Source organism: Streptomyces sp. NBC_00287 (assembly GCF_036173105.1).
In the GTDB taxonomy this organism is placed as follows: domain Bacteria; phylum Actinomycetota; class Actinomycetes; order Streptomycetales; family Streptomycetaceae; genus Streptomyces.
The window spans coordinates 1,804,252-1,827,732 of record NZ_CP108053.1 but is presented as its reverse complement, the minus strand read 5'-3'; the positions used below and the strand labels follow the sequence as shown (position 1 = coordinate 1,827,732).

The 23,481-nt window shown below is 71.5% G+C and carries 22 protein-coding genes and 1 pseudogene; 19 read left to right on the top strand and 4 right to left on the bottom strand.

Going from position 1 to position 23,481, the window contains the following annotated elements; genetic code table 11:
• The first annotated feature begins 5 nt into the window (after window positions 1-5).
• From OHT76_RS08320 to OHT76_RS08305, 4 genes are read left to right on the top strand one after another with little or no spacing between them, the layout of a single operon-like run.
• Window positions 6-956, top strand: coding sequence for a VWA domain-containing protein (locus OHT76_RS08320; protein ID WP_328870100.1), 951 nt, complete (start codon window positions 6-8; stop codon window positions 954-956).
• A 21-nt stretch (window positions 957-977) separates the two neighbouring features.
• Window positions 978-2,060 (top strand): S1C family serine protease, encoded by a 1,083-nt coding sequence (locus OHT76_RS08315; RefSeq protein ID WP_328870099.1) that lies wholly within the window; start codon window positions 978-980, stop codon window positions 2,058-2,060.
• A 13-nt stretch (window positions 2,061-2,073) separates the two neighbouring features.
• A complete protein-coding gene (locus OHT76_RS08310; protein WP_328870098.1) occupies window positions 2,074-2,742 on the top strand; it encodes a response regulator transcription factor in 669 nt (222 codons plus the stop codon).
• Window positions 2,739-3,917, top strand: coding sequence for a sensor histidine kinase (locus tag OHT76_RS08305; protein ID WP_328870097.1), 1,179 nt, complete (start codon window positions 2,739-2,741; stop codon window positions 3,915-3,917). Before OHT76_RS08310 ends, OHT76_RS08305 begins: the two co-directional genes overlap by 4 nt.
• A gap of 4 nt (window positions 3,918-3,921) precedes the next feature.
• On the opposite strand, the gene OHT76_RS08300 is transcribed toward OHT76_RS08305, so the two are convergent.
• Window positions 3,922-4,596 carry a lysophospholipid acyltransferase family protein gene (locus tag OHT76_RS08300; RefSeq protein WP_328870096.1) on the bottom strand — a complete coding sequence of 225 codons (675 nt, stop codon included), beginning with the start codon at window positions 4,594-4,596 and terminating at the stop codon, window positions 3,922-3,924.
• 369 nt (window positions 4,597-4,965) lie between these two features.
• Here OHT76_RS08300 and OHT76_RS08295 point away from each other — a divergent pair, with 369 nt between their 5' ends.
• From OHT76_RS08295 to OHT76_RS08285, 3 genes are all read left to right on the top strand, one after another.
• Window positions 4,966-6,129, top strand: a complete 1,164-nt coding sequence (locus tag OHT76_RS08295; protein WP_328870095.1) for a glycerophosphodiester phosphodiesterase — start codon at window positions 4,966-4,968, stop codon at window positions 6,127-6,129.
• Window positions 6,130-6,203: 74 nt separating this feature from the next.
• Window positions 6,204-6,719: a sigma-70 family RNA polymerase sigma factor gene (locus OHT76_RS08290; RefSeq protein ID WP_328870094.1), complete on the top strand. Its 516-nt coding sequence runs from the start codon at window positions 6,204-6,206 to the stop codon at window positions 6,717-6,719.
• A gap of 45 nt (window positions 6,720-6,764) precedes the next feature.
• Window positions 6,765-7,262, top strand: coding sequence for a GNAT family N-acetyltransferase (locus OHT76_RS08285; protein ID WP_328876481.1), 498 nt, complete (start codon window positions 6,765-6,767; stop codon window positions 7,260-7,262).
• Here OHT76_RS08285 and OHT76_RS08280 read toward each other — a convergent pair.
• Complete coding sequence (locus tag OHT76_RS08280; protein ID WP_328870093.1) at window positions 7,252-7,668, bottom strand: hypothetical protein; 417 nt, start codon at window positions 7,666-7,668, stop codon at window positions 7,252-7,254. The genes OHT76_RS08285 and OHT76_RS08280 overlap by 11 nt on opposite strands.
• A 1-nt stretch (window position 7,669) precedes the next feature.
• Window positions 7,670-8,029: a hypothetical protein gene (locus OHT76_RS08275; protein WP_328870092.1), complete on the bottom strand. Its 360-nt coding sequence runs from the start codon at window positions 8,027-8,029 to the stop codon at window positions 7,670-7,672.
• 69 nt (window positions 8,030-8,098) lie between these two features.
• On the opposite strand from OHT76_RS08275, the gene OHT76_RS08270 reads away from it, so the two are divergent.
• From OHT76_RS08270 to OHT76_RS08230, 9 genes are all read left to right on the top strand, one after another.
• Window positions 8,099-8,749: an HAD family hydrolase gene (locus OHT76_RS08270; protein WP_328870091.1), complete on the top strand. Its 651-nt coding sequence runs from the start codon at window positions 8,099-8,101 to the stop codon at window positions 8,747-8,749.
• 320 nt (window positions 8,750-9,069) lie between these two features.
• Window positions 9,070-10,104 (top strand): methionine ABC transporter ATP-binding protein, encoded by a 1,035-nt coding sequence (locus OHT76_RS08265; RefSeq protein WP_328870090.1) that lies wholly within the window; start codon window positions 9,070-9,072, stop codon window positions 10,102-10,104.
• Window positions 10,104-10,829, top strand: coding sequence for a methionine ABC transporter permease (locus tag OHT76_RS08260; protein ID WP_328870089.1), 726 nt, complete (start codon window positions 10,104-10,106; stop codon window positions 10,827-10,829). The genes OHT76_RS08265 and OHT76_RS08260 overlap by 1 nt, the downstream gene beginning before the upstream one ends.
• 55 nt (window positions 10,830-10,884) lie before the next feature.
• Entirely contained in the window at window positions 10,885-11,718 is an 834-nt protein-coding gene (locus OHT76_RS08255) for a MetQ/NlpA family ABC transporter substrate-binding protein (protein ID WP_328870088.1), read from the top strand.
• 123 nt (window positions 11,719-11,841) lie between these two features.
• Window positions 11,842-12,480, top strand: a complete 639-nt coding sequence (locus OHT76_RS08250) for a GNAT family N-acetyltransferase (RefSeq protein ID WP_328870087.1) — start codon at window positions 11,842-11,844, stop codon at window positions 12,478-12,480.
• A 66-nt stretch (window positions 12,481-12,546) separates the two neighbouring features.
• Complete coding sequence (gene cbiE / locus OHT76_RS08245) at window positions 12,547-13,758, top strand: precorrin-6y C5,15-methyltransferase (decarboxylating) subunit CbiE (RefSeq protein WP_328870086.1); 1,212 nt, start codon at window positions 12,547-12,549, stop codon at window positions 13,756-13,758.
• A gap of 367 nt (window positions 13,759-14,125) precedes the next feature.
• Window positions 14,126-17,614 (top strand): nicotinate-nucleotide--dimethylbenzimidazole phosphoribosyltransferase, encoded by a 3,489-nt coding sequence (gene cobT, locus OHT76_RS08240; RefSeq protein ID WP_328870085.1) that lies wholly within the window; start codon window positions 14,126-14,128, stop codon window positions 17,612-17,614.
• Between the two features lie 227 nt (window positions 17,615-17,841).
• Window positions 17,842-19,074: a uroporphyrinogen-III C-methyltransferase gene (gene cobA, locus OHT76_RS08235; RefSeq protein WP_328870084.1), complete on the top strand. Its 1,233-nt coding sequence runs from the start codon at window positions 17,842-17,844 to the stop codon at window positions 19,072-19,074.
• 64 nt (window positions 19,075-19,138) lie between these two features.
• The gene (locus tag OHT76_RS08230; protein WP_328870083.1) at window positions 19,139-19,957 is read left to right on the top strand and encodes a TrmH family RNA methyltransferase; all 819 of its coding nucleotides are present in this window, start codon (window positions 19,139-19,141) and stop codon (window positions 19,955-19,957) included.
• Here OHT76_RS08230 and OHT76_RS08225 read toward each other — a convergent pair whose 3' ends face one another.
• Window positions 19,958-21,352, bottom strand: coding sequence for a serine/threonine-protein kinase (locus tag OHT76_RS08225; RefSeq protein ID WP_328870082.1), 1,395 nt, complete (start codon window positions 21,350-21,352; stop codon window positions 19,958-19,960).
• 195 nt (window positions 21,353-21,547) lie between these two features.
• On the opposite strand from OHT76_RS08225, the pseudogene OHT76_RS08220 reads away from it, so the two are divergent.
• The 3 genes and pseudogenes from OHT76_RS08220 to OHT76_RS08210 all read left to right on the top strand — a co-directional run bounded on the left by OHT76_RS08220 (window position 21,548) and on the right by OHT76_RS08210 (window position 23,437).
• Window positions 21,548-21,853: pseudogene (locus OHT76_RS08220) on the top strand (hypothetical protein).
• A 196-nt stretch (window positions 21,854-22,049) separates the two neighbouring features.
• Window positions 22,050-22,229: a hypothetical protein gene (locus OHT76_RS08215; RefSeq protein WP_328870081.1), complete on the top strand. Its 180-nt coding sequence runs from the start codon at window positions 22,050-22,052 to the stop codon at window positions 22,227-22,229.
• Between the two features lie 266 nt (window positions 22,230-22,495).
• Window positions 22,496-23,437, top strand: coding sequence for a phosphotransferase family protein (locus OHT76_RS08210; protein WP_328870080.1), 942 nt, complete (start codon window positions 22,496-22,498; stop codon window positions 23,435-23,437).
• The last annotated feature ends 44 nt before the right edge of the window (window positions 23,438-23,481 follow it).

The following is a 23,481-nucleotide window of genomic DNA, read 5'->3' as shown; positions in this document are numbered from 1 at the left end:
ATGCGATGAGCGTGCGTTCACCGGGCTGGCTGCTGCTTCTGGTGCCGCTGGCGGCGCTGATCGCCGTCTACGTCGTGATGCAGCGCCGACGCGGCCGGTACGCCGTCCGCTTCACCAACCTGGAGCTGCTGGACAAGGTCGCGCCGAGGCGGCCGGGCTGGCGCCGGCACGTGCCCGCGGGAGCCTTCTGCGCCATGCTCGCGCTGCTGGTCGTGGGGTTCGCCCGGCCCACCGCGGACGTACAGGTGCCGCGTGAACGGGCCACGATCATCGTGGCCTTCGACGTCTCGGGCTCGATGGAGGCCACGGATGTCAGGCCGACGCGGTTCGAGGCGGCCAAGCGGGCCGCGCTGACCTTCGTGGAGCGGCTGCCGGAGCGGTTCAACGTCGGGCTCGTGCCCTTCAGCGGCAGCGCGTCGGTCGCGGTGCCGCCGACCACCGACCGGACGCTGTTCAGCCGGGCCGTCGACCAGCTCACCCCGGGCCAGGGCACGGCGATCGGCGAGGCGGTCATGGCGGCGCGCGACGCGATCCGCACGCTGGACCGACAGGCTGAGACAGAGCCACCGCCCGCCCATGTCGTGCTCCTGTCCGACGGTGCCAACACGGTCGGACGGTCGGTGGAGTCGGCGGCCGAGCAGGTGGCCGCGGACCGCATCCCGGTCTCCACGATCGCCTACGGCACGGAGGACGGCGTCATCGAAACGGCGTCCGGCGACATCCTCCGCGTCCCCGTCGACGGCCCCGCCCTGGAAGACCTGGCCACCCGCACCGGCGGCGACTTCCACGAGGCCGCGTCGGGAGAGGAACTCCAGTCCGTATACGAGGACATAGGCAGCTCCGTCGGCCACCGCACGGAGGAACGCGAGGTGTGGCAGTGGTTCATCGCAGCGGGCTTGGCCACGGCCCTGCTCGCCGCGGCGACGTCCCTGTTGTGGTTCTCCCGCCTGCCCTGACGCCCCCAAGGAGCGCTGCACATGACCAACTCCGACGACTCCACAACGCAAACGGCGGGCACGCCACCCCAAGCCACGGGCGCGGGCGGGGCCGCCCCCGCCCCAGGCGGCGGCGCGGGCGGCGGCACCGCCTCCGCGCAAGCCGCGCTCCCGCCCCAAGCCGCGGGCAGTCGTGCCGCTGGGGAGGCTCCCGACCCACACAAGGGCGGCACCCCGCAAGCACGGGCGAGCGCACCCACCCCGGGCACACCCCCAGGCCTCGGCACCCCTCGCGGCCCCGCGTTCCTGCCCGGCCCGCCGCCCGACCCCACACCGCCCGCACTCCCCGCAATCTCCCACGACACCGCACCCAAACCCCTGCCCCCAGCGCACACCGCCCGCACCCCCCGCCCCCTCACCGCCCTACTTCTCGCCACCGTCCTAGCGGGCGGAGCCGCCGGTTATGCCGCCGGCGCGCTCGGTGACCAAGACCCCGCCGCCCCGGCACAGGCCTCTGCCCCCGGCGACCTGGAAGCCGTAGCCGCACGTGTGCTCCCCAGCGTCGTCTCCGTGGAGACCGCGACCGGACAGGGCTCAGGGTTCGTCTTCGACGAGCGTGGCCGCATTCTCACCAACGCCCATGTCGTGGACGGAAGTTCACGCGTCTTCGTCGAGTTGCAGGACGGCCGTCGGCTCAGCGCCGAGGTGGTCGGCGACGACCCCGAGCACGACGTCGCCGTACTGGAGCCGGAAACCTCCCGCGGACTGCGCGCGGCCCGCCTGGCGACCGGCGCCCGCCCCGCCGTGGGCGACACCGTGCTCGCCATCGGCTCCCCCCTCGGTCTCACCGGCACCGTCACCTCCGGCATAGTCAGCGCCCTCGACCGCTCGGTCACCCTGGGCGAGGGCACCGGCGCCGGACAGCGCCGCGCGCTCCAGACCGACGCCTCGATCAACCCCGGCAACTCCGGCGGCCCCCTCGTCGACGCCGAAGGACGAGTCATCGGCATCAACACAGCCATCGCGACGTTGGACCAGCAGAGGGCCGGCTCCATCGGCATCGGCTTTGCCATCCCCGTGACCGACGCCGAGGCCGCCGCCCGGACCATCATCGACGGAGGCTGAGGAGCTGACGGACATGCGACTGCTTGTGGTCGAGGACGAGGAAGACCTGGTCGTCGCCCTCAAGGTGGGCCTGAAGAGAGCCGGTTACGCCGTCGACGTCGCCCCGGACGCCGACACCGCGACCGAGAAGCTCACCGTCAATGACTACGACCTCGTCCTGCTGGACCTCAACCTCCCCGACCGCGACGGATTCTCGGTGTGCAGAGCCGTCCGCGCCACCCCCGGCGGGCCGCGCATCCTGATGCTCACCGCCCGGGACCGCCTCGCCGACCGGGTCCGCGGTCTGGACGAGGGCGCCGACGACTACCTCGTCAAACCCTTCGCCCTGCCCGAACTCCTCGCCCGCATCAGGGCGTTGCTGCGCCGCGAGGACGGCGGCACCGCGGTCGTCGAGGTCGGCGAACTCCGCCTCGACACCGCCCGCTTCGAGGCCCACCGCGGAGACCGCAGGCTCGCCCTCACCCCCAAGGAGTTCGCCGTCCTGCACTACCTGATGACCCGCCCCGGACGTGTGGTACCGGCCGAGGAGCTCCTGGAACACGTGTGGGACGAGTACGCCGACCCGTTCACCAACACCGTGCGCGTCACGGTCGGCTCCCTCCGCCGCAAGATCACCGGCGACGAGGAACCGCTCATCGAGACGGTGATACGGCAGGGCTACCGGCTCAAGGAGTCCCCGTGAAACGGCCCCGTCTGCCCGCCTTCACCCACACCATCCGCTTCCGCCTCACCGTCCTCTACTCCGGCCTCCTCTTCCTGCTCACCGCGCTCGTCCTCGCCGGCACCTACGTCGCCGTGGAACGCAGCGGCGAGGCGGCCCCCGTCACCAAGCAGTTCACGGCGTCGAAGTACGTGGGTGACGTGTACGTCGGTGAGATCGAGGGCGTGAAGGTCGAGGACGTCGAGGCCGCCGTCAACTACGAGACCCTCGCCAACCTGCGCCGCTTCTCCTTCGCCGTACTCGGCGGCCTGGCCGTCGCCAGCCTCGCCCTGGGCTGGATCCTCTCCGGCCGCGTACTACGTCCCGTACGCGCCATCTCCCGCACCGCCGCGGAGATCCAGGCCACGGACCTCTCCCAGCGCATCCATCTGCAGGGCCCCAAGGACGAGCTGCGCGACCTCGCCGACACCGTGGACTCCATGCTCGACCGCCTCGACGAGGCGTTCCGCGCCCAGCGCCAGCTCATCGACGACGCCTCCCACGAACTGCGCAGCCCGCTCGCCATCATCCGCGCCAACCTGGACGCCGTTCTGACCGCCGAGGAGTCCGACGAGGAGGAGCTTCGCACCGCCGCCCGCAGCGTCGACCGTGCGACCACCCGGATGACGCGTCTCGTCGAGGACCTGCTCGCCACGGCCCGCCGCAGCGCGCCCGCCCTCGCCGACGCGGATGTCGACCTCGCGACGGCGGCCACCGAGGCGTGCGAGGAGTTCGCCCCGCTGGCGGCGGAACGCGGCCTGACCCTTCAGCGCAGGCTGGCACCGGGCCTCACGGTCATCGGCGACCACGACGCCCTGCGCCGAGCCGTCGGCAACCTGCTCTCCAACGCCGTACGCCTGTCCCCGCCCGGCACCCGCATCACGGTCAGCACGGGCCGCACGGAGGACAGCCTGTGGATAGCGGTACAGGACGAAGGCCCCGGCATCGAGACCGATGACCAGGCAAGGGTCTTCGACCGCTTCTGGCGGGCAAAAACACTGACCGACACCAGAGACCGCCACGCGGGCCTGGGCCTGGCGATAGTCCGACAGATCGTGGAGTCCCACGGAGGCCAGATAGACCTGCACTCAAAAGTCGGCGAGGGCTCGACGTTCGTACTGCGCTTCCCGGCCTCGGGAGGAAAAGCACCCCGTTAGGGGCTTACGCGGCTTCCTTCGCCTTCGTCGCATACATGTCCACATACTCCTGCCCGGACAACCGCATGACCTCAGCCATCACAGAATCGGTCACCGCCCGCAGCACATACCGATCCCGCCCCATCCCGTCGTACCGCGAGAACTCCATGGCCTCGCCAAAACGAACGGTCACCTTCGAAGGCCTGGGAAACCCCGCACCCCCCGGCTGAATCTTGTCCGTGCCGATCATCGCGAACGGCACCACCGGCGCCCCTGTCATCAGGGTCAGCCGCGCGATACCGGTCCGCCCGCGGTACAGCCGCCCATCGGGCGACCGCGTGCCCTCGGGGTAGATGCCGAAGACCTTGCCCTCCTCCAGGATCCGGCGCCCGGTCATCAGCGCCGCGACCCCGCCCTTGCCGCCGTCCCGGTCCACCGGGATCATGCCGACGCCGGTGAAGAACCAGGCCATCAGCCGGCCCTTGAACCCCTTGCCGGTGACGTACTCGTCCTTGCCGATGAAGAAGACCTGCCGGTCGCAGACGAGCGGAAGGATCATCGAGTCGATGAACGTGAGGTGGTTGCCGGCCAGGATGACCGGACCGTCGCCCGGGATGTGCTCCGCGCCCTCCACCTGTGGGCGGAACATCAGGCGCATGATCGGTCCGAGCACTGCCTTGATGAGCGCGAAGCGGGACAACGGGCCCTCCGGTGTCAAGGGGGTCGATATAAGTCTGTGCAGGTGAGGACGATACTCGCGGTCCCCGGGGTCGCGCACATCGGGTTCACGGAGGTCTTACGCACTGTTGACGCAGGTTTACCTGCGGTGCTGTGCCGTCGCCTGCCGGAAACCCGCGCGGAACGGTGTGACGGACGTCGCGCCGACCCGCGTCGGGACGTCCTCCCCACGCCTACCCCGCGCCATGCGTCCGATGCCGACGGTCCGTCAGAACTCTGTCCCCACACGACATCCGGCGTCACCCGCGTGTTCGATCCGGGGACTCCCGCCGGTCATGGACGGGCACCTACGATCGGCCCGCACTGAAGAGCCGAGGGCAGGAGGCCGCTCATGGGAACGCAGGAGTCGGACGAGCAGGCGCGCGGGACCGGACGGCGGGCACTGCTCGGCGCGGCGGTGCTGGGTGCGGGCGGAGCGGTGCTCGGACTGTCCGGTACGGCAAGAGCCGCCGGCGCGGGGTACGCGGGTGGTGTGAAGAGCCTGCCCAAGCCCACGATCATCGGGCACCGCGGTGCCAGCGGCTACCGCCCCGAGCACACGCTCGCCGCCTACCAGCTCGCCCTCGACATGGGCGCCGACATCGTCGAGGCCGGTGACCTGGTGCCCACCAAGGACGGCCACCTCGTCTGCCGCCACGAGCCGGAGATCGGCGGCACCACCGATGTCGCCGACCACCCCGAGTTCGCCGGCCGCAAGACCACCAAGCTGCTCGACGGCGTCTCCGTGACCGGCTGGTTCACCGAGGACTTCACGCTCGCCGAGCTCAAGACGCTCCGCGCGATCGAGCGCATCCCGGCCAACCGCCCGCACAACACCCTGTACAACGGCCGCTTCGAGATCCCCACCTTCGAAGAGGTGCTGCGGTGGCAGGAGGAGCAGACCCGCAAGCGCGGCAAGCAGGTCTGGATCTACCCCGAACTCAAGCACCCCACCTACTTCCGCAAGCTGGGCCTCGGCCTGGAGGAGCGGATCGCCAAGGTGCTGCGCAAGTACGGCAAGCACAAGTGGAACTCGCCGGTCATCGTCCAGTCGTTCGAGCCGACCAGCATCCAGCGCCTCCACAAGCTCATCGACAACCCGCTGGTGGTACTGCTGTCCGGCCCGAGCACACGGCCGTACGACTTCGTGGACAGCGGTGACCCGCGTACCGTCGCCGATCTGGTCAAGCCGGCCGGGCTGCGCGAGATCGCCTCCTACGCCCAGGGCATCGGCCCGACCCTCGACCTGATCATCCCGAGGGACGCGAGCGGCAAGCTCACCACGCCGACCACCCTGGTCGCCGACGCGCACAAGGTGGGCCTGGTCCTGCACCCCTGGACGCTGCGCAACGAGAACCCGTTCCTGCCCGCGGACTTCCGCAAGGGCACCGACGCGGACGCCTACGGCGATGTCTTCGGCGCGTACAAGACGTACTTCGCCACCGGCATCGACGGCGTCTTCACGGACCAGCCGGACACCGGTCTGCTGGCCCGCGAGGACTTCGTCAACGGCTGAGCCCCACACCCCGGTTGGGGTGACAAGCGGCCGCCCGGGCAACCCGTCGCCCGGGCGGCCGCGTCGTGCTGCATATGACACACGACTTTGTTCTCGACGTCCTCGCGCTGCGCCCGCTGCTCACCGCCGAGGCCTCCGCCGAGGCGCACGCCTCCGGAACCGAGCCCGGTGACCTGGAACAGGCGGTCTGGCTGCGCCTCCTGGAGCTCCTCGACGCCCAGGGCCCACCGCCCGACCCCGAGCGCTGGCTCCGCTCGGCCGTCCGCTCCGAGGTCCGCCGCGCCCGCCGCACCAACCGCCTCGAACGGCCGTACGACGCCGAACCCGCGGACGAGTCCGACCGCGACCCCGAACACCTCGCCCTGAGGGCCGCACGCCACCGCGCCCTGCGCGACGCCGTCCGCCGGCTGCCCGGCCGCTGCCCCAGCCTGGTCGAGGCGCTGCTCTCGCCGAGGGACATGACATACCGGGAGATCGCGGGGGAGTTGGGTATCTCACAGGGCAGTCTTGGCCCGGAACGTTCCAGATGCCTGGGTTGTCTACGGCGATTGCTGACGCCGGAGGTTGCGGCCACCGGAGCGCGGGGATAGGAGTGAGGGACGACAGGTGATCAGGTGAGCGGGAGGCGTGCGCACATGGGCATGAGCGTGACCATCTCTGCGGCGACCGAGCAGGACGCGGAGCAGATCTTCAAGTTGCAGTACCTCTGCTTCCAGAGCGAGGCGGCCCTGTACGGCAACTACCGCATCGACCCGCTCGTCCAGACGCTGGACTCGGTGCGGGAGGAAGTCGCCAAGGACTGTGTCTTCGTGGCGCGTCTCGGCGACGAAGTGGTCGGCTCGGTCCGCGGTTCGGTCACCGAGGACGGCGCCGCCGCCATCGGCAAGCTCTGCGTCCACCCCCGCCTCCAGGGCCACGGCATCGGCGCCCGGCTCCTCCGAGCGGCCGAATCCGCCCTCGCCGCCGAGCGCGGCGCGACCCGCTTCCGCCTCCACACCGGCCACCGCAGCGAAAGCAGCCTCGGCCTCTACCGCAAGGTCGGCTACACGGCGGTGGGCACGTCGGAGGGCAAGGACGGCGTGCCGATGATCGTCCTGGAGAAGGCGGCGGGGACGTACGCGGCTACGGCTTGACCGTGCCGGCCTTGCGCAGCCAGTAGATCGCCGACAGCGGCAGCAGTACGGGGATGAACAGGTACCCCATGCCGTAGTCGGACCAGACCGTCGCGTCGGGGAACGCCGAGGGGTCCGCCAGGGTCCAGGTGCCGACCACCAACACGCCCAACAACTCCGCGGCGCAGCACACCAGCGCCGCCTTGCGGGCCGTCTCTCCGCCCCGCACCAGCGTGTACGTGATGAACCCGTAGACCAGCCCCGCCACCGCCGACAGCGAGTAGGCGAGCGGGGCGTGGTCGAACTCGGTCGAGATCTGGACCGCCGAGCGCGACACCGCGCCGACGACCATCACGCCGTACAGCCAGACCAGCAGCATCCCGGGCCCACTGATGAGCCGGGTCCGCTTGCCTTCCACGGCCGTCATCTCAGCCTCCCCAGATGTCATAGAGCCGCACTTCCAGCACGGCGAGCACCACAGCGCCGGCCGCGACCGTGATCGAACCCCACTTGGTCCGCTCGGCCAGCGACATGAACCCCGCCGCCGGTACACACGCGAACGCGCCCAGCAGATACGCGACGAAGATCGTCGTCCCCTGCTCGGGGTCCTCGCCGCGCGCCAACTGCACGATCCCGACCACCAGCTGGACCAGCGCCAGCAGGGTCACCACGGCCATCCCGATGAAGTGCCAGTCCTTCGTCGGCTCATCGCGGTACGCGGCAAAGCCGCACCACGCGGCGAGCAGCAACGCGGCGACGCCGGTCACGAGCGTCAGGGCATCAAGCATGCAGCGACCCTATTACGGGCCAAAAGGCCTGGTGCGGCCGACCCCTGCGGGCCCCGTAGGGTCGAGGGCATGCACATCCACGCCGAAGCCCTGCTGTTCGACAACGACGGCACCCTCGTCTCCTCGCTCGCCTCGGTCGACCGCTGCTGGACGCAGTGGGCAGAGGAGTACGGAATCACCGCCGAAGAGTTCGGACGTATCGAACTGCACGGGCGGCCGGCCGTAGAGATAGCCGCCGACCTGCTGCCCGCCGACATCGTGCCGGAGGCGGTCGCACGGATCGAGACGCTGGAGGTGGAGGACGTACCCAACGGTGGTGTGGAGCTGCTGCCCGGCACCCAGGCCTTCCTCGGCTCGCTGCCCGCCGACCGCTGGGCCGTCGTCACCTCCGCCACCCGCCGGCTCGCCGAGGCCCGCCTCGACGCCGTCGGCATCCGCCCCAAGACCCTGATCAGCGCCGACGACATCACCCGTGGCAAGCCCGACCCCGAGCCCTATCTGCTCGCCGCCCGTCAGCTGGGCGTCGACCCGGCCCGCTGCGTCGTCTTCGAGGACGCCCCGGCCGGTCTCCAGGCCGGCCGCGCCGCCGGTATGACCACCGTGGCCTTGGCCACAACCCACCAGGCTCACGAGCTCGACGCCGACCTGGTGGTGAAGGACCTCTCGGCCCTGTCCGCCCTGGTCACCGCCGGGGGCATCGAGATCTCCGTCCGCGACTGACCACCGTCCACCGCTGTCCGCATTGCGGACAGCGGTTCTTGGTCCGCGTACCCCGTCTGCTTTACTGATCGCATGACCACGACGAGCAACCGCACCTTTGCGACCGAGGCGACCATGACGCCCGGTGCTCGTTGTATGTGTCGAATGTGCGCCTTCTAGAGGGCCCCCGCACCACTTCCTGAGCCTCGCGCCCCGAAGCGAGCCGCCACGGCATGTCCGTACGCCTTCCGCCGTACGTGACCCGGCTGCCGCGCGCACATCTTCCCTCCCGTACCAGGGCACACCCACGCCCGCGTACTCGACAGTGATGGAAACCCCCAGTGATCACCACATCGGGCCTGACCAAGGTCTACCGCACCCGCGGTCGAGAGGTCACCGCCCTCGACGGCGTCGACCTGCACGTCCGCGAAGGCGAGGTGTACGGCGTCATCGGCCAGTCCGGCGCCGGAAAGTCCTCGCTCATCCGCTGCGTCAACCTCCTGGAGCGCCCCACCGCCGGCACCGTGACGGTCGACGGCCAGGACCTCACCGCGCTCGCCGGCCGTGGACCGCGCGCCGGCAGGGAACTGCGGCAGGCGCGCAGCCGTATCGGCATGGTCTTCCAGCACTTCAACCTGCTCTCCTCGCGGACCGTGCAGGACAACGTCGAGCTGCCGCTGGAGATCCTCGGCAAGTCGGGCAAGGAGCGCTCCCGCAAGGCGCTCGAACTGCTCGACCTGGTCGGTCTCGCCGACAAGGCCGGGGCCTATCCCGCCCAGCTCTCCGGCGGTCAGAAGCAGCGCGTCGGCATCGCCCGCGCGCTGGCCGGCGACCCGAAGGTGCTGCTCTCCGACGAGGCCACCAGCGCCCTCGACCCCGAGACCACCCGCTCCATCCTCCAGCTGCTGCGCGACCTGAACCGGCAGCTGGGCCTGACCGTTCTGCTCATCACGCATGAGATGGACGTGGTGAAGTCGATCTGCGACTCGGCCGCGCTCATGGAGAAGGGCCGCATCGTCGAGTCCGGCACCGTCAGCGAGCTGCTCGCGACCCCCGGTTCCGAGCTGGCCTCCGCGCTGTTCCCGGTGACCGGCGACGCCACCGACGCCGACCGCACCGTCGTCGACGTCACCTTCCACGGCGAGGCCGCCACCCAGCCCGTCATCTCCCAGCTGGCCCGCACCTACAACGTCGACATCTCGATCCTCGGCGCCGCCATCGACACCGTCGGCGGCCTCCAGGTCGGCCGGATGCGCATCGAACTGCCCGGCCGCTACGAGGACAACGTCGTGCCGATCGGCTTTCTGCGCGAACAGGGCCTGCAGATCGACGTACTGGGCCAGGAGCCCGTTCTGCTCACGGAAGGTGCCAAGTAATGACCTGGTCCGAGATGCAGCCGCTGCTGGAACAGGCGTGTTGGGACACCCTCTACATGGTCGGCTGGTCCACGCTCATCGCCGTCGTCGGCGGCCTTCCGCTCGGCGTCCTGCTGGTCCTCACGGACAAGGGCGGACTGCTCCAGAACGTCGTCGCCAACAAGGTCATCGGGCAGGTCGTGAACGTCGCCCGCTCGATGCCGTTCATCATCCTCATGGTCGCGCTGATGGGGTTCACCCGCTCCATCACCGGCACGACCATCGGCCGTGAGGCCGCCATCGTGCCGCTCGCCATCGGCGCGATCCCCTTCTTCGCGCGCCTTGTCGAGACGGCTGTCCGCGAAGTGGACGGCGGGCTCGTCGAGGCCGTGCAGTCGATGGGCGGCAACACCTGGACGATCGTCCGCAAGGTCCTCGTACCGGAGTCCCTGCCCTCGCTGATCGCCTCCACCACGACCACCATCGTCGCCCTCATCGGCTACTCCGCGATGGCCGGCACGGTCGGCGCCGGCGGCCTCGGCGACATCGCCATCCGCTACGGCTACCAGCGCTTCGAGACCGAGTTGATGTGGATCACCGTGGCGATCCTCGCCGTGGTCATCTCCCTCATCCAGTTCGCCGGCGACTACGCGGCCCGCTCCCTGCACCGCCGCAGCGGGACCGCAGGTCCCGCGCCCAGGCTTCGGCTGCTGAAGGCGTCCACCGCCACCAGCAAGACCGTCTAGTTCTCCCCGTACACCCATCACGGGGTTGCTCCACCCATCAGGAAAGGCACTTTTCGTGCGTAACACCGCCAAGATCACCACCGCCGTTCTCGCCGCCGGAGCCCTCACCTTCGGGCTCACCGCCTGCGGCTCCTCCGACAGCGACTCCGCCTCCGCCGACACCAGCGGCCCGCTGGTCGTCGCCGCGAGCCCCGTCCCGCACGCCGAGATCCTCACCTACGTGAAGGACAACCTGGCCAAGGACGCGGGCCTCGACCTGGAGGTCAAGGAGTTCACCGACTACGTCACGCCGAACACGGCGACGGAGGACGGATCGGTCGGCGCCAACTACTTCCAGAACCAGCCGTACCTCGACGACTTCAACAAGAAGAACGGCACCCACATCGTGCCCGTCGTCACGGTCCACCTGGAGCCGCTCGGCCTCTACTCCAACAAGGTCAAGAGCGCCGACGACCTCAAGAGCGGTGCCACGATCGCCGTCCCGAACGACAGCGTCAACGAGGCCCGTGCCCTCAAGCTGCTTGACGCCAACGGGATCATCACGCTCAAGGACGGCGTGGGCAACGAAGCGACCCCGGCCGACATCACCAAGAACCCCAAGAACCTCAAGTTCAAGGAGTTGGAGGCGGCCCAGACCCCGCGCTCCCTGGACGACGTGGACGCCGCGGTGATCAACGGCAACTACGCCATCGAGGCCGACCTGAAGCCCGCCGAGAACGCCCTCGTCCTGGAGTCCGCGACGGACAACCCCTACGGCAACTTCCTCGCCGTGAAGGAAGGCAGCGAGGACGACCCGCGCGTCAAGAAGCTCGCGAAGCTCCTGACCTCCCCCGAGGTCAAGAAGTTCATCGAGGACAAGTACGCCGGCTCCGTCATCGCCTCGTTCTGACACGAGCCTTGTGACCACCGCACCGCAGCACAGGGAGGACCCCTGTGGTGCGGTGCGGTGGTTTCATGCTGCATGCTGGGCAGTTCAGCAGGCCTGACGGTTTCGAAGGTTACGGAGCGGCGCATGACGAGCACCTTCCCCAACATCTCCATCAGCACGGAGCGGTTGGTGCTGCGTCCCCTCGACGAGGACGACGTGCCCGCCCTGACCGAGATGATGAACGACGAGCAGGTCGCCGCCTGGACCGACGTCCCGCAGCCCTTCACCCAGGCCGTCGCCCACACCTGGATCACCGACTACGCCCCCACCCAGCGCACCGGGGGCCACGGTCTCGACCTCGCCGTAACCGAGTTCCTCACTCAGCGCCTGGTCGGCATCATCCAACTCGGCAAGACCAACTGGCACATCCGCTCCACCGAGCTGTCGTACATCGTCGCCCCCTGGGCCCGCGGCGAGGGCTACGCCTCCGAGGCCGCCCTCGCCACCGCCCAATGGCTCTTCGGCGACCAGAAGTTCGAGCGCATCGAGCTGCGCACAGCCGCCGGCAACACCGCCTCGCAGCAGGTCGCCCAGAAGATCGGCTGCATCAGCGAGGGAGTCCTGCGCAACGCCTGCATAGCGCACGTACGGACCGACGACGGCACCTGGACCGATGTGCGCACCGACTTCATCGTCTGGAGCCTGCTGCCGGAGGACCTGGAGGGCGCGGGGGAGCAGCTGGCCGACTCCGGCGGTTTCACGTCGTACTCCGACTGGAACTGACCCCACCCGGCCGGGATACCCTCGGGCTGCCCCGTCCACCTGCGTAAACCCCTGGAGACGACGACGATGGCCGACCGGGTCACGGTGATCGGCTGGGACGGCTCGCCGCTGACTTCCGCGGCACGCGCCGCTCTCGGCGCCGCCACGCTGGTGGCCGGCGCCGCACATCACCTGGCGCTGCCCGAGGTGCCCCCCGCCGCCGAGCGCATCCGCCTCGGCAGTGTCGCCCTCGCCGCCCGCCGGATCGCCGGCCACCGCGGCACCGCGGTGGTGCTCGCCGACGGCGACCCCGGCTTCTTCGGAGTCGTACGGACCCTGCGCGCGCCCGAGTTCGGCCTGGAGGTCGAGGTCGTGCCCGCCGTCTCCTCGGTCGCCGCCGCCTTCGCCCGCGCCGGCATGCCCTGGGACGACGCACAAGTAGTCGTCGCACATCGCCGCACACTGCGACGCGCGGTGAATGTGTGCCGCGCCCACACCAAGGTCGCCGTCCTCACCTCACCGGGCGCGGGACCCGCCGAACTCGGACTCCTCCTGGAGGGCGTCCACCGCACCTTCGTCATCTGCGAGGAACTCGGCACCGAACGCGAACAGGTCACCGTCGTCACCTCCGACAAGGCCGCCGACCACACCTGGCGCGACCCCAACGTCGTCATCGTCATCGGCGGCCCGGCCGGGGTCGCGGAGGGCGGCGGCTGGATCGCGGGCCGCGACCCGTCGGCGACCCCGCGCGGCTGGACCCTGCCCGCCGAGACCTACGGCGGTCTGATGGGCGAGGGCGAGCTGGAGCCGTTGCGCGCGGCCCAACTCGCCCGGCTGGGACCGCGCGTGGGGGATCTGGTGTGGGACATCGGCTGCGGCAGCGGTGCCTTCGCCGCCGAGGCCGCCCGGGCCGGGGCCGCCATCATCGCCGTCGACCGCGATCCACGGGCCTGCGAGCGCACCGAGTCCAACGCGCGCGCCCTCGGCGTCCAGCTCCAGGTCGTACACGGCACCGCCCCGCACGTTCTGGAGAACCTGCCCGAACCCGACGTCGTACGCGTCGGCGGCGGGGGAGCGGCGGTCGTCTCCGCGGTCGCGGACCGCCGCCCGCAGCGCATCGTCACCCACGCGGCCACCCGCGACGAGGCAGAACTCATCGGCCGCGACCTGACCGAACACGGCTACCGGGTCGAGTGCGCCCTGCTCCAGTCCGTCGAACTCGACACGCGGGCCTGGACGGAGCGCGAACGGAGCGTCGCGTTCCTGCTCAGCGGCCTGCTGCCGGACCGTACGGGCTGACGCCGATCCCGTCCCCGTGATCCTGTTGTCGTACCGCGCGCGGTAGGCTGGCCGATCGTTGCACCGCACTCGGACGCCCGACGCTTCGTCGGTCAATGTCCGGAAAACACGCCCGTTTTGGGGTGAGTGTGGTACGGCAGAACCGGAGGACGCGCAACGTGGCGCAGTCCACAGCGGGATCGTCACGGATGAAGCTGTCGTGACGGGGGAACGGCCGCGACAATGCCAGTAAATGGCTTTGTCGTCTTTGTGGACGGGTCGTTCGTGCCGCTGGGCACACACGCTCGTTCTTCACTACGGGGCGGTCGGTGCGCCGTTCCGGGTGAGCAGGTCGTAGAAGCACTAATCCGATGGGCGAGGGGTACGCATGACCGACACCGGCCAGGTTCCGGGCGAGGGACTGCCGGAGAACGCAGGCATGGTGGATCAGCCGGGCGTCCCCGCGCCCGGTGCGTACACCTACCTCTCCGAGACCACCGCCGAGGACGAAGACCTGTTGCTGCTGCCCGGCGCCCAGAGCGCCTGGGGCAACGAGGTCGCCCCGCCCGCGCCGGAACCGGTCGTGGAGGCCCTGCACGAACCCGGTGCGCACGAGATGTCCGGCCGGGACAGCGGCGCGGTCGACCTCAGCGCGGTCCGGATGCCCGGTCCGGCGCCGGTGCCGCCGACGGCCCCGCGGCGCCCGCTGCATCTCGGCCCGCCGACCCCCGACGCCTCCGCCAGCCCGGTCCGCTCACTCGCCGACCGCGGCGCGGTGGGAGCACCGCCGGTACGGCAGCCGGGGCCGCCCACGGCAGGCCCGGAGTACCTCGACATCCAGGGGCCCCAGCCGGCGGCGCCCTGGGGAGTCCCGGCGCCCGCTCAGGAAAGCGCCGAGGTGTCGGCTGCCGAAACGGTTGTTCCGTCGCCCGCACCGGCTCCCGAGCCTGCCGACGCGGCCCAGGCGGCCATGGCCAGCCTCGCCACGGAGACCGTCGCTGTCGCGCAGCCCGTGGAGGGGGCGGAGTTCGGTCACGCCGCGCAGCCCATGGAGGGGCCGGAGCTCGGTCACTCCGCCCAGGAGCCGCAGGGGGTCGAGCCGACGCCGGTTCCCGCGCCCGAGGAGGCCGAGGCCGGGCCGGTTCCGGTGACTCCGATCGTGGCAGAGGCTTCCGTGCCCGCCGAGCAGTTCCCGGTGGCCGGGGGCGACTCGGGCGCCGGTTTCGAGGGCGTCCAGGCCGTGGAGCCGGTCGCCGAAGCCGTGCCGTTGGTCGAGCCGGTGGCGGCGCCCGAGGTTGCGCAGGACGCCGAGGCGGCTGCGCCTACGGCCGACCAGGCCGCCGACGCTGTTCAGATCCCCGTGGTGCCCGACCCGGAGCCCGTCGCAGTTCCGGAGCCGCCCGTGACTGAGCTTGTGGCGCCGGAGGCTCCGGCGGTTGTCGAGGCCGCCGTACCCGAGCCCGCCCCGCAGCCCGAGCCCGCAGCCCCCGTCGTAGCCGAGGCCCCCGTGCTCGCCGAGCCCGAGCCGCTCGCGGCCGCGGTCGAGGAACCGCCCGCGCCCGAGGCCCCGCAGGTCGAACCGGTACCCGCGTCCGAGGTTCCCGCACCCGACCTCGCGCCCGAGGCCCCCGCGCCGGAACCCGCTCCGGAGGCCCTCGCGGCTCCCACCCTCTTCGTGGCCGCCCCCGCCGAGCCGCCGGCCGAGCCCGCCGTCCCCGTCGTAGCGGAGGCACCCGCCGCGGAGGCCCCTGCCATCACCCCCGAGCCCGCCCTCCAGCCCGAGCGCCTCGAAGCGCAGCCCGTGCCCTTGGCTCCCGAGGAGCCGGAGGCCCCCGCGCCCCAGCCGTACGTCGCCGACCCGGCCGGGCCCCAGATGCAGACGCCGGAGGCCGGTGTGCTGATGGAATCCCAACCGGAGCAGCCCCTGGGGCAGTTCGTGCCGGTGGAGGGCCAGGTGCCGACCACCCCGCACCTCGCGCCGACCCCGCCGCAGCCGATCGTCCTCCCCGCCGAGGAGCCCCTCTCGGTCCCCGCTCCGCGTGCGGGCGACCCCGAACCGGTACAGCACGCGGAGGACCTGGACACCCGGGCCGCCGAGCAGGAAGAGAGCACGGCCGCAGTGGCAGAAGCACGACAGTCCACAGGCCCGGCCGCGCCCGCCTACGACGACGCCGAGCGCGAGGCCGTACTGAAGGTCATGCGCGAGCGCCGGGACATCCGCAACGGCTTCCGCGGCGACCCCATCCCGCACGAGGTGCTGCTCCGCGTCCTGGAGGCCGCCCACACGGCTCCGTCCGTCGGCCACTCGCAGCCCTGGGACTTCGTCGTCATCCGTTCCGCCGAGACCCGGCGCACGATGCACGAGCTGGCGATGCGGCAGCGCGACGCGTACGCGAAGTCGCTGCCCAAGGGCAGGGCGAAGCAGTTCAAGGAACTGAAGATCGAGGCGATCCTCGACACCCCGGTGAACATCGTGGTCACGGCCGACCCGACCCGCGGCGGCAGGCACACCCTGGGCCGCCACACGCAGCCGCAGATGGCGCCGTACTCCTCCGCGCTCGCCGTCGAGAACCTCTGGCTCGCCGCCCGCGCCGAGGGCCTCGGCGTCGGCTGGGTCAGCTTCTTCGACGAGCGCGAGATGGTCCGCACCCTCGGCCTGCCCGACCACCTGGAGGTCGTCGCCTACCTGTGCGTCGGGTACGTCGACGAGTTCCCGGACGAGCCCGAGCTGATGCAGGCCGGCTGGTCCAAGCGCCGCCCGCTGTCCTGGGTCGTCCACGAGGAGACGTACGGCCGCCGCGCCCTGCCCGGCGAGGACCCGCACGACCTGCTCGCGGAGACCGTCTCCCAGATCCGTCCGCTGGACGCCAAGGCGCTCGGCGAGGCCTGGGAGCGGCAGAAGCGCATGACCAAGCCGGCCGGCGCGCTCGGCATGCTGGAGATCATCTCCGCCCAGCTGTCCGGCCTGTCCCGCCAGTGCCCGCCGCCGATCCCGGAGCCCGCGGCGGTCGCGATCTTCGCGGGCGACCACGGTGTGCACGCCCAGGGCGTCACCCCCTGGCCCCAGGAGGTGACGGCCCAGATGGTGGCCAACTTCCTGGGCGGCGGCGCGGTCTGCAACGCGTTCGCGGGCCAGGTGGGCGCGGAGGTCTGCGTGGTGGACGTAGGCGTGGCGGCTGACCTCCCCGCGACGCCGGGCCTCCTCCCGCGCAAGGTCAGGGCCGGTACCTCCGACATGACCACCGGCCCCGCGATGACCCGCGAAGAGGCCAAGCAGGCCATCGAGGTGGGCATCGAGACGGCCCGCGACCTGGTGGCGGCGGGCAACAAGGCCCTGCTCACGGGCGAGATGGGCATCGCCAATACGACCGCCTCGGCGGCCCTGATCTCGGTCTTCACCGGCGTCGACCCGGCCGAGGTGACCGGCCGCGGCACCGGCATCAACGACGAGACCCTCGCCCGCAAGACCGAGGTCGTCCGCCGCGCCCTCGAAGTCCACCAGCCCGACCCGGCCGACCCCATCGGCGTCCTCGCCGCGATCGGCGGCTTCGAACACGCGGCGATGGTGGGCCTGTTGCTGGGCGGCGCGTCCCTGCGTACGCCGGTGATCCTGGACGGCGTGAGCGCGGGCGCCGCGGCCCTGGTGGCCCGAGCCATCGCCCCCGAGGTCCTGGCAGCCTGCATCGCCGGCCACCGCAGCGCGGAACCGGGCCACGTGGCAGCCCTCAACAAGCTGGGCCTGCGCCCCTTGGTCGACCTGGACCTCCGCCTCGGCGAGGGCACAGGCGCCCTCCTGGCCCTGCCCCTGGTCCAGAGCACGGCGAGAGCGATGCACGAGGTGGCGACGTTCGACTCGGCCGGGGTCACCGAGAAGTAGCGCGTGGCGAAACGCAGGCAGCCGGTGGGCTGTGGGCAGTCGTTCCGCTGGGGATCCCCCCCCCAGGCCTTCAGGGCACTGGGGGAGGAACGGGTGGGCACAGCCCCACCCACCCGCACCCGGCGATGCTCTCAGCCACCGGACACCTGCGCCGCCTTCCGTACCCGCCCCGTAAAATCCGCACGTCAGGGCATCGCACCGCCGCCGCGAAAGGGAGCCGCACCCTCATGGCCGAAAACCCCGCCTACCCCGTAGGCCTCCGCCTCACCGGCCGCCGGGTCGTCGTCCTCGGCGGCGGCCAAGTCGCCCAGCGCCGCCTCCCGGCCCTGATCGCAGCGGGCGCGGACATCCACCTCGTATCCCCCACGGCAACCCCCTCCGTCGAGGCCATGGCAGACGCGGCCGAGATCACCTGGCACAAGCGCCCGTACGAGGAAGGCGACCTCGCGCAGGCCTGGTACGCCCTCATCGCCACCAGCGACCCCGAGGCCAACCGAGCGGCCTCCACCGAAGCGGAGCGCAACCGCGTCTGGTGCGTCCGCTCCGACGACGCCGACGCCGCCACCGCCTGGACCCCGGCCACGGGAACCAGCGAGGGCGTCACCGTCGCGATCCTCACCACCGACACCAGGTCCCGCGACCCGCGCCACACCGCCGCCATCCGGGACGCGGTCGTCGAGGGCCTCCGCGACGGCACCCTCGTCGCCCCCCACCACCGCACCCGCACCCCCGGCGTCGCCCTCGTCGGCGGCGGCCCCGGCGACCCGGACCTGATCACCGTCCGCGGCCGTCGGCTGCTCGCCGAGGCGGACGTGGTCATCACCGACCACCTGGGCCCGCGCGACCTCCTCGCGGAACTGCCGTCCAGCGTCGAGGTCATCGACGCGGCGAAGCTGCCGTACGGCCGCTTCATGGCCCAGGAGGCCATCAACAACGCCCTGATCGAGCACGCCAAGCAGGGCAAGTCCGTCGTACGCCTCAAGGGCGGCGACCCCTTCGTCTACGGCCGGGGCATGGAGGAGGTCCAGGCGCTGGCCGAGGCCGGCATCCCGTGCACGGTCGTGCCCGGTATCTCCAGCTCGATCTCGGTTCCGGGCGCCGCGGGCATTCCGGTCACCCACCGAGGCGTCGCGCACGAGTTCACGGTGGTCAGCGGGCACATCGCGCCGGACGACGAGCGTTCCCTGGTCGACTGGCCGTCCCTGGCCAAGCTGACCGGCACGCTGGTGATCCTCATGGGCGTCGGCACCATCGGAAGGGTCGCCGAGACGCTCATCGCGCACGGCAAGTCCCCGGACACCCCCGTCGCCCTGATCCAGGAGGGCACCACGGCCGCCCAGCGCCGCGTCGACGCGACCCTCGCCACGGCCGCCGAGGCCGTCACCGCGCAGGAGGTCAAGCCGCCGGCCGTGATCGTCATCGGCGAGGTCGTGAAGGTCGGCCCGGCGACCTTGGCGTAACCCGAGGTAACTCACCTTCTCCCGAGCCGTTGGCACCGCACGCACGACAAGGCAGTATCACCCTGTGGCCGATCTCATCACCGTCGAGGATCCCGACGACCCGCGCCTGCGCGACTACACGGGCCTGACCGACGTAGAACTGCGCCGCAAGCGCGAACCCGCCGAGGGCCTGTTCATCGCCGAGGGCGAAAAGGTCATCAGAAGGGCCAAGGACGCCGGCTACGAGATGCGCTCGATGCTGCTGTCCGCGAAGTGGGTCGACGTCATGCGCGATGTCATCGACGAACTCCCGGCCCCCGTCTACGCGGTCAGCCCCGAACTCGCCGAACGGGTCACCGGCTACCACGTGCACCGTGGCGCGCTCGCCTCCATGCAGCGCAAGCCCCTCCCGACGGCGGCCGAACTGCTCCAGACCGCCCGCCGGGTGGTGATCATGGAGTCGGTCAACGACCACACCAACATCGGCGCGATCTTCCGCTCGGCGGCGGCGCTCGGTATGGACGCGGTCCTGCTCTCGCCCGACTGCGCGGACCCGCTGTACCGGCGGAGCGTAAAGGTCTCGATGGGCGCGGTCTTCTCGGTGCCCTACGCCCGTCTCGACACCTGGCCCAAGGGCCTGGACTCGGTCCGCGAGGCCGGCTTCACGCTTCTCGCCCTCACCCCGGACGAGAAGGCCAAGTCCCTCGACGAGGCCGCCCCGCACCGCATGGACCGGGTCGCCCTGATGCTCGGCGCCGAGGGCGACGGTCTGTCCCGCCAGGCCCTGGTCGCCGCGGACGAATGGGTCCGCATCCCCATGGCCCACGGCGTGGACTCCCTCAACGTGGGTGCGGCGGCCGCGGTCGCCTTCTACGCGGTGGCGACCGGCCGCCCCGGGGCGTAGCTAGTACGCATACCGCTGGGACTTCAGCGGCTCATAACCCGGCACCGGCCCGGCCGACCGCTCCTGCCGTACGACGACCCGCTCCTCGCCCATTCCCTTGCTCGGGCCCTGGCAGCCCTGGGCGGCGGCGATGCCGAGTGCGACCAGCAGGGTCACCACGACGAACACGAACAGCCGCTGGCGCAGCAGCTGCGGGTTGGCGGGCCGGCGGCCCGTGCCCGTGTTCCGTGCCGTCGGACGGCCGGTGCCGCTGCGCGGTGCGGGCCGGTTGCCGCTTCCCGTCCGCCCGGGGTGCCGCGAGACGGGCGTGGGCCGCGACCCGGACCGGCCGGACACCGAGCCGGCACCACCGCGCGAGGCGCTGGCGCCTCGGGAGGGAGCGGGACCGCGCAAGGACGGGCCGGTGGGACGCGGCGGGGGCGTTCCCTGCGCTCCCTGTGCCCCCGGCATGCCCTGCGTTCCTTGCGGGCGGCGCTGGACACGGTCCGGGTACGTATCCGCGAGCCGACCCGTCGGCCGGTCCGCGTCACCGCTGCGCGGCGCGGGCGGACGCAGCTCGGCGATGCCCTGCGCCTCGCGGGCCGCGATCTCCTTCAGCCGCAGCGACAGCTGGAGCGTGGTCGGCCGCTCCTCGGGAGCCTTGGCGAGACAGGCCCTCACGAGCGGGGCCAGCGCGTCGGGCACACCGTGCAACTGCGGCTCCTCGTGCACCACGCGGTACAGCATCACCTCGGAACTGCCGTGCCCGAAGGGCGAGTCGCCCATCGAAGCGTACGCCAGAGTCGCGCCGAGCGAGAACACGTCCGTGGCCGGCGTGACGGCGGCACCGCGCACCTGCTCCGGGGCGAGGAAACCGGGCGAGCCCACCGCCGTACCGACGTGGGTGAGCGTGGAGGCGCCCGTGGCCCAGGCGATGCCGAAATCGATGATCCGCGGCCCCTTGGGGGAGAGCAGGATATTGGACGGCTTGAGGTCCCGGTGGACGACCCCGGCCTCGTGCACCGCGACCAGCCCCTCCGAGAGGGCGGCCCCGATCGAGGCGACCTCGGCCGCGACCAGCGACCCCTCGTCGGCGACCTTGTCGTGCAGGGAGGGGCCGGGGACGTACTGCGTGGCGAACCAGGGCCGGTCGGCCTCGAGGTCGGCCGCGACGAGCCGCGCGGTGCACCCACCGCGGATCCGACGGGCGGCGGAGACCTCGCGCGCGAACCGCGACCGGAACTCCTGATCCTCCGCCAGATCGGGCCGGATCACCTTCAGCGCGACCCGCTGCCCCTTCTTGTCGGAGCCCAGGTAGACGACGCCCATCCCGCCCGCGCCGAGCCGCCTGTGAAGCCTGAACGAGCCGACGACGCGCGGGTCCTCGCGCCTCAGGCGCATCATCGCCATGTTCATCCCCGCTGCCCGGTCCTGTGACGAGCCACAGCTTACGTTTCCCCGGGCGCCTGCGCGCAGAGGCCGCGCCCTCTCGTCCAGACGGATTGTCAGTGCCGGGTGGGAGACTTGAGGGGTGGTCAGGGACCGGCTGAACAGGCCGACTTCGTCCGGTCGGTGATCCCAACCACCCGTCACAGAAGGGGGATTGAACCCGTGAAGGGTGATCGCGTGGAGATAGTCGTGGACGCGGGGGACACGACCCGCACCTACGAGGTGGTGGCGAGCAGGGCGGGCCGCCGGGTGGAGACGGCGGTACGCAGAGGTGTCGTGGAAGTGAGCGAAGTCACGCTGGGGGTCCCCCCACGCCCTTAAGGCAGTGGGGGAGGCTCGGTCGTCCGTACGGCGCGTTTCATGGCGAACCGGGTCCTGGCGCTGGTGGAACAGCCGGTGCCGCGTGAGGACGCCTCGGAGAAACCGGGACGCAGCGGACAGCCCCTCCGGGAAGACCCCGAGACCTAGGACTCCGTCTCCACCCAGGGGAGTACTCCCCAGCTCATGGCTCATCCTCCGGGAGGCCAGGCAATCGGTACGAGGGCATGACGTACGGCGGGGGCCGCGCCCGTAGATTTGAGGTCAAGCGGCGGGTGCAGCACTCGTCCCCCGAGGTCAGACACCCGCCGCTGCCAAGGACAACAGAACGGTCAGGAGAGGGACCATGGCCCAGACGGCACCGCGGACACTGCTCCGCACACAGACGCGCCGCCAGGGCCGTCGCCACCCGCTGGTGGCGACGCTGATGGCCCTTCCCCTGGCGGCCCTGATCCTCCTCGTCTTCGACGGCTGGGAGACAGTGGCCACACAAGCGTCGTCCGTGGGAGTGATGCTGGGGCGCTGAGCGGCGACCCCAGGCCCGGAAGAGCGGTCCGGGCGGGGACATCCACCCATGAAACCCCGTGGGGACGGGGGTGCGGCGGACGGCACAAATGCCGGCGCAGCTGGGGAGCTGCGCCGGCATTACCTTTGCCCGGGCACGCCAACTTGCCGGGCCGCCCCTGGGGACCTGCGGCCCCCGGACACCGTGCTGCTGGGCCGGCGCCCACCTACACCCCGGGCCCACCCCTGCGTACCCTCACCGACAGACCCACCCTCGCAGGGAGCCCCGTGACAGCCCACCCCCTCGTGCCGGACCTGACCCGTACCGCCACAGTCACCGCCCACGCACGCCGTTCCGCCTGCCCCTGCGGGGCCCCCGAAACCCTCGCCGACCGCGCCGACGGCACCGTCGTCCGGCACGCGGACACCGTCGCCAAGGCCCACCCCCCGAACACCGACCTCACCGAGCTCACCCTCCGGCTCGCCACCGCCGCAGCCGTCCCCGACGTACTGCTGCCCCCGCTCACCAACACCCCCGCCCCCCTCCACGGCCGCCTGGTGACCTGCTGGCCGTACGGCACCCCCGTAGACCCGCAAGACCCGGACGCCGCCCCCTGGGAAGCCGCCGCCACCCTCCTCGCCCGTCTGCACAGCCACCCACCCCTCGCGGGGACGCCAACCATGCGTGGCCCCGCCAAGGCCGCCCAAGCCGTAGGACGACTGAAGGCCGCCGCGACCACCGCCGCCAAGCCGGTCCTCCGCGCCTGGCACACCCTCCCCGCCTGGGCCCGAGCCGAGACCCCCATGCCGGACGACGGCACCCGCACCCTCTGCCACGGCGACTTCCACCTCGGCCAGCTCGTCCGCCACCCCGCCCCACACGGCCCCTGGCGGCTCATAGACGTCGACGACCTCGGCACCGGCGTCCCCGCCTGGGACCTCGCCCGCCCCGCCGCCTGGTACGCCTGCGGCCTGCTCGCCCCCGAGGAGTGGACCCGCTTCCTCACCGCCTACCGCGCCGCGGCCGGCCCCGCGATCAGCGCGCACGGCGACCCCTGGCCCACCCTCGACATCCCGGCCCGCGCCCTGACCGTACAGACCGCCGCCACTGCCATAGCCAAGGCGGCGACAGCCGGCCGCCCCCTCGACGAGGTCGAGCAGTCCTTGATCGACGCCTGTGACCGAATGGCGTCCACCCCGCCCGAGTTGACGTACGAATCAGCCAAGTAGGGTGCAACCGACCGCAGCCGGACAGAGTCTGTCCTGGCGATACG